The sequence below is a fragment of the Mycobacterium asiaticum genome (assembly GCF_001668675.1).
GTDB classification, from domain to species: Bacteria; Actinomycetota; Actinomycetes; order Mycobacteriales; family Mycobacteriaceae; genus Mycobacterium; species Mycobacterium asiaticum_D.
Map to the genome: position 1 here is coordinate 1 of NZ_LZKQ01000244.1, position 6086 is coordinate 6086.

Genomic DNA, 6086 nt, shown 5'->3' on the forward strand with positions numbered 1-6086 from the left:
GAACCGCCGTTGCCATTGGAGCCGGCGCCGCTGGGACCGGTGCCACCCTGCGCACCGCCGCCGCCGGACCCGCCGGCACCCCCGGCACCGCCGCTGCCGAACATCCAGGAGCCACCGCCGGCGGCTCCACCGCCGCCACTGCCGCCATCGCCGCCATCACCACCACTGCCACCGGCGCCGCCTTTGCCGCCAATCCCGCCGCCGGCCGCACTGCCACCGCCGCCGCCGACACCTGCCGCGCCGCCGCCTGCGCCGTGCCCACCGGCTCCGCCCGTACCGGTGAACAATCCACCAGCCCCGCCGACCCCGCCGGAGCCACCGTTGCCGCCGGAGCCACCGCCGCCGCCCGCGCCGCCGTTGACGGGGCCGCTGATGGAGATGCCGTTGCCGCCGCCACCACCGGAGCCCGCAAGTGCACCTGCGCCCGCATTCCCACCGGCACCGCCGGCGCCCCAAAGCCTGGCATTTCCGCCGGCCCCGCCGGAGCCACCGTTTCCGCCGTCTCCACCGGCCCCGCCGATTGAGCCCCCGCTGGTGGAGCTCACGCCATTCGAGCCGTTGCCGCCGGTTCCGGCAGCGGCACCGTGTCCGCCGGCCCCGCCGTCGCCGAACAGGAATCCACCGGTGCCGCCGGCACCACCACTCCCGCCATCTCCACCAACACCGCCGCCGATGGTTCCGATGGCACCGCCGGTGCCGCCGTTACCCGCGGTCCCGCCGTTTCCCCCGGCACCACCAGAGCCCCACAGCCCGGCATTGCCGCCGGCACCACCGTTTCCTCCGGACCCGCCAGCGCCGTTCAGGCCAGCGGCATTGCCCCCGGAGCCGCCCTGGGCGCCATTACCGCCGTGGCCACCGGCGCCGGCGTTGCCGAACCACCCGGCGTTGCCACCGGCGCCACCGTTGCCACCATCACCACCGGCTCCGCCCCCGAAGAGCCCATCTGCGCCGTTACCTCCGCGGCCGCCGACGCCACCGTCGCCGAAGAATCCAGCGGAACCGCCCGCTCCGCCGGCCCCGCCGGACACGCCGCCGCTGAGCGCCGTCCCGCCGGCACCGCCAGCGCCGCCGCTACCGAACAGCCAACCGCCGGCGCCGCCGCGACCGCCGGATGCGCCGGCGCCACCGCCGCCGCCGAGCCCGCCGTTCCCGATCAGCCCAGCAGCGCCGCCATTGCCCCCTGCCACTCCGGCGGTAGTGCTGGTGCCGCCGTTGCCGCCGTTGCCGTACAACAGCCCACCGGCGCCGCCGTCCTGCCCCGGGGCGCCGTTGACACCATCACCGATGAGTGGGCGCCCTAGCAATGCCTGGGTGGGCGCGTTGATCAGGTCCAACGGGTTCAGCGACTGGCCCACCGGAAGGCCCGGGAGCCGATCGAAAAAGCCTTGCAGGTCCAGCGCGGCAGCCGCGCCGCCCATCGGTGCGGCATTGAATGCCTCAGCTAACGCGTAAGAGCCACCGGCACGGGCCATGGTCTGCGCAAACTGCTCGTGGAACAGGGCAGTTTGAGCGTTGACCTGCTGGAATGCCTGCGCGTGCCCGGAAAATAGAGCGGCTATCGCCTCAGAGATCTCGTCGGCGCCGGCCGCGGCCAGGGCAGTGGTGGGGGCGGCCGCGGCGGCCGCGGCTTCGGAAATTGATGAGCCAATACCGGCCAAACTGGTCGCGGCTTCCGCCAATAGGTCCGGGGCGGCAATTAGGAATGCCATCACTTCCTCCATTCATTAACCGTCGGCGTAATTAGCCAGCACGTTAATACGCTGTCAGGACCGGACGGCCGATTTTGAGGAGGAGCCTGGTCAATTTTTTATGTCCCGGCACCGGCGTAATGCACACCTCCGAGAACGATGAATGTGCACAGTGCACTCTGGGGCGCGGAACGAGGAAAGGCCGATACGGGGCGCGCACCGCGTGTCGCTGCGGCGGCCCCGTATCGGCGGGGAGGGGAGCTACGCCGGCAGGCGGCGCACTCCCAGGTACTGCAGGCCGGCGAACGCCGCGGTGTACACGCCGCTGGCCAGGGTGGCACCTACGCCGACGGCCGTCATCGGCACCAGCTCGGCGGCGGCGACAGCAGCCACGGTATAGACGATGTTGGCCGCGATGACACCGATGCCGGCGCGACGCAAATCGGGCAACGCGGCCAGGCTGAACACCGCCAACCCGTAGAGCACGAAGAACGCGCCCACGCTGTACTCCTGGCCGGAAGTGAGGCCGGTCAACCTGGACACCGGGTCTGCGGCGGCGGCCACCACCAATCCCATCAGGCCCGTCAGGGTCGCGTCGGCCCGCATCGCGAAACGCAACAGCGAGTCGGTGGAATCGGAAAGGGGACGGACGGTCACACCGGGTATTGCGGTCATGCTGAGTTCTCCTTGGCTCCGTTGGTTCGGTCGAACACATTTGACGGTGCCGTTTTTGCACTGCCAGATCGACGCGTGGCGCTGCCAATTACTGCCACGGAGACAATGACCAGGGAGTTCGATCAGGTATTCCCGATCACACCGGCCTGAGCTTCGATCACGCTGAACGGCGACGCGGTCGGCACCACCCGCTGCAAGCGGTAGCCGGCCTGCTTGAAAAGCTGCTCGTACTCGGCGGCCGAACGCTCCCGCGCATCCAGCGCGAGCAACATTTCCAGATCCAGCCAATTGCCCGCGTACTCCCGGTGGTGCTCGGGAAGGACGAATTCGACGAGCAACAGGTGGGACCCGGCCGCTGCGGCAGCGCGCACGTTGCGCAGGATTCGCAGCGCGTCCTCGTCGGCCCAGTCGTGGATGACGCTCTTCATTATGTAAGCGTCACCACCGGCAGGAACCGACTCGAAGAACGAACCCTCGACGATCTGGACCCGATCTTGGACTCCCTGCTCGGCGAGCACGGCCGGAGCCCCTGTCACGACCTGGGGCTGGTCGAACAGCACACCGCGGGCCCCGGGCGTGGCGGTGAGGACCTCGGCCAGCAGCCGGCCATGGCCACCGCCGACATCGATGATGGTGGCGAACGGACTGAAGTCGTAGGCGGCAATCACGGGTCCGATCGAAAGTGCCGAACCGGCGGTCATGGCTTGGTTGAATATCTCACCGAGTTCCGGCTCGGAGGCCAGGTAGTCGAAGGTGGGCTTGCCGCGCAATACGGGCACGACGGATTTCCCGGTGCGGATGGCATTGGCCAGGTGGCTCCAATGTTCGCGGTGCTGGGGTGAACCCAACCAGCGGGCCCAGCCGGCCATCGGGATCTCCGCATCACTGCGAAGGGTGTCCGCGAGCGGGGTGAGTTCGTAGCGGCCATCGCGGCGCTGCCGGAAGATGCCGCGGCTGATCAGCGCCCGGAGCAGTCGCTTGATCGCGTCCGCGTCAGCATTGACTGCGTCGGCGAGCTCCTCGGCCGACAACGGCCCGCCGGCCAGCGCGTCGGCGATGCCGAGTTCAGCGGCGGCCGTAATTGCCTGCGCAACCCACCCATCGATGATCATCTCCATGATCGCGGCCTGCGGGGGCACCATCCGACGGTGCAACCGGGCGAGGTGATGCCGAACAGTCTCGAGGGCGAGCGCAACTTTGGCAGGCGGTGGTTTGGCTGGCATGGCTGTTCCCCGTTTCAAGATCGGTTTCAGGTTGGCAACACTACGACGGTGTACGAGCGAAAGGGTTAGTCAGCCGAAACCGTAACCCGCCCACGCAAATCCGCTGCGATCAGGCGGGCCGCCGCATTCTGCCAGTTGTGCAGCGAGCGCTGCGGCACCTCGGTGACCAGCCACTGCCAGGCCTGCCGCGCGGTTGGGTCCAGACCGGCGGCGGTGGCGTTCTGCGCATAGGCCCGCACGCCCACGACGTACGGGAAATACAGCGAGTTGTAGTAGCGCCACTCCTCGGTGGTGCCGAAATCGCCATTGTCACGGGGCTTGAGCCGTGCGATGCCGTCGGCGAGCACCGCCTTGAGTTCGTTGGCCCGCTCCACCGGGTGGTCGGGGGTGCCCCGGGCGGCCAACCGCTCGTCGATCACCGGTAGCGCGGTCAACGGGCTGGCCACCAACTTGGTCAGGTCACCGTAGTGGCCCAGTGCTCGACGGGTGAGGCGGACGAATGTGTCATCGTCGATGTCGTCCAGCGGATGCGTGGAGCGCAGCGGCAATGCCGCCTCGGCGTTGCGCAGCGCGGCCCGATCAGCCCGCAGTTCGGGTGATTTCGAGAATGCCAGGCGGTCCAACACGCCAGCCAACGGGTCGGCCAAGACCTGAACCGTGAGCGCGATCGCCAGGCTGGTGAACAGCAGCACCGTGAGGGTGGTCTGGGCGCCGGGATCGTTGCGGGTGACGGCCAAGCCGATCAGCGCCTGACCGCCGAACAGCGCCGTCACCGCCGCGCAGCCCGCGAATGAGCGGAGCATGTCGGCGCGCAGCGCCTGGCCCTCGTCGAACGCGTCCCAGAGGGCCACTGCGACACCGAGCAGCAGCACATCGAAACCGGTTGACGCCAGCGCCAGCCAGCTCGGCACCAGACCGAGGGGAATGATCAGGATGGCGTTGGCCAGCGCGAAGAAAAGCGTCGCCACCACCACGGCGCCGGTGACCGGCGCCGGCCGAACCGGCCGAAGGGCGTTGCGGGCCATGGCTCCTAGGGTGGATACCGAGATCACCGCGGACATCAGCCAGTGGCCCAGCCGCAGCGGGCCGTCGACGTTGCCGGCCAGCTTGGCGGCCAGCAGGGTGAGCGCGGCGACGGCACCGACGAGAAGCAGCTCGCGGGCCCTCCCCCTCGGGTTGTCAGCAGGTCGGGCCAATTCGAGGAGCACCGCGAACCATGCCACGCCGGGCACGGCCACCAGGTACACCTCGACCTGGCTGAGCAGGTGGGCATGTGTCGCACTGGTATTGCGCACCGCGTCCAGCGCCACCACCAACGCGAAGCCGCACAGCCCGATCGAGGCCAGCACGAGCATCGGCTTGCGCGGATCGCGGGCCAGCAGATACAGCCCGAGCCACCCGCTCAGCGTGAACACCACCGCCGACAGCGCAGCCATGGATCCAGTTTGTCACGCGGCTGTTGCCCGCATAGCGAGTGCGGCTACGTGGTGGTGGTGACGAGGTTCGCCTGGATCGGCGAGAGGGCCGCCAGCGCCTGCTGCAGCACGCTCGCCTGGCCGTGCAAGAAGCCGGAGACTTGGTTGCCGATATTGCCGAAACCGGAGATCAGGGCCGGGGCGTTGGCGGCCAGGGTGCTGGTGTTGGCAAAACCGGAGATGGCGTTGCCGATGTTCTGCCAGCCCGAGAGCAAAGAGCCGGAGTTGTACCAGCCCGATGTCAGCGCCCCGTTGGCGTTGGCGAAGCCCGAACTCAGATCGCTGGAGTTGAAGAAACCAGAAGTGCCGCTGGAGTTTCCGTTGAAGTAGCCCGATGACAACGTCCCCGAGGAGTTCCCGATACCAAGCAGCCCCGGCACGCTGAGGTTGAGTTGCCCGAAAACCGTCGTTTGGAACGGTATGAGTAGGTTCGCGCCGACCACGAGGTTCTCTAGTTCGATCGGGTTGATTTCGATTTTCGATATCTTCGGGCTCAAGAGGGTTCCAGCGACATCGACACTGAGAACGAAGTTGACCGTCACGTCGACCGGGATTCCGAATTGAGGGATCGGTTGGATGGTGATCATTTCGAACCCGCCGGTGATCGGGATCGCCACGTTGGCACCCGCCACCAGGTCGATCGGGATCGCCGGGAAATTGAGCGGGAAGGTAATTCCCTCTAGCCCCACCTGGCTGCTGCCCAGCATGAATGAACCTAGGTTTCCGCTGCCGGTGTTGAAGGAGCCGGTGTTGAGGTCACCGGCGTTGGCGAAGCCGGTGTTGATGCTGCCGGCGTTGAAGCTGCCGGTGTTGCGATCGCCGGCGTTTGCGTCGCCGGTGTTGAAGCTGCCGGTGTTGAAACTCCCGGTGTTGTTGCTGCCGGTGTTACCGAAGCCGGTGTTGTAGCTGCCGGTGTTGCCGATACCGGTGTTGGCGATGCTGGTATTGCCGATACCGGTGTTGTAGTCACCGGCGTTACCGATACCGGTGTTACCGGTGCCGGAGTTGAAAAAGCCGCGGTTGCC

The 6086-nt window shown here is 67.8% G+C and carries 5 protein-coding genes; all 5 read right to left on the bottom strand.

Annotation, left to right across the window (positions count from 1 at the left end):
• A partial coding sequence (locus tag A9X01_RS21130; protein ID WP_155772203.1) for a PE family protein occupies positions 1-1709 on the bottom strand: 1709 nt, incomplete at its 3' end.
• A gap of 240 nt (positions 1710-1949) precedes the next feature.
• Positions 1950-2363 (bottom strand): hypothetical protein, encoded by a 414-nt coding sequence (locus A9X01_RS21135; RefSeq protein WP_065122623.1) that lies wholly within the window; start codon positions 2361-2363, stop codon positions 1950-1952.
• Between the two features lie 122 nt (positions 2364-2485).
• Positions 2486-3586 carry a methyltransferase gene (locus A9X01_RS21140; RefSeq protein ID WP_065122624.1) on the bottom strand — a complete coding sequence of 367 codons (1101 nt, stop codon included), beginning with the start codon at positions 3584-3586 and terminating at the stop codon, positions 2486-2488.
• Positions 3587-3651: 65 nt separating this feature from the next.
• Positions 3652-5022, bottom strand: coding sequence for a hypothetical protein (locus tag A9X01_RS21145; protein WP_065122625.1), 1371 nt, complete (start codon positions 5020-5022; stop codon positions 3652-3654).
• A gap of 44 nt (positions 5023-5066) precedes the next feature.
• Positions 5067-6086, bottom strand: a 1020-nt coding sequence (locus A9X01_RS21150; RefSeq protein ID WP_081282523.1) for a pentapeptide repeat-containing protein, incomplete at its 5' end; no start/stop codon positions are given.

What these genes read in the sequence shown, in the direction of transcription:
- A9X01_RS21135 (WP_065122623.1), bottom strand. Translation starts at nt 2,363, where the DNA reads ATGACCGCAATACCCGGTGTGACCGTCCGTCCCCTTTCCGATTCCACC.
- A9X01_RS21140 (WP_065122624.1), bottom strand. Translation starts at nt 3,586, where the DNA reads ATGCCAGCCAAACCACCGCCTGCCAAAGTTGCGCTCGCCCTCGAGACT.
- A9X01_RS21145 (WP_065122625.1), bottom strand. Translation starts at nt 5,022, where the DNA reads ATGGCTGCGCTGTCGGCGGTGGTGTTCACGCTGAGCGGGTGGCTCGGG.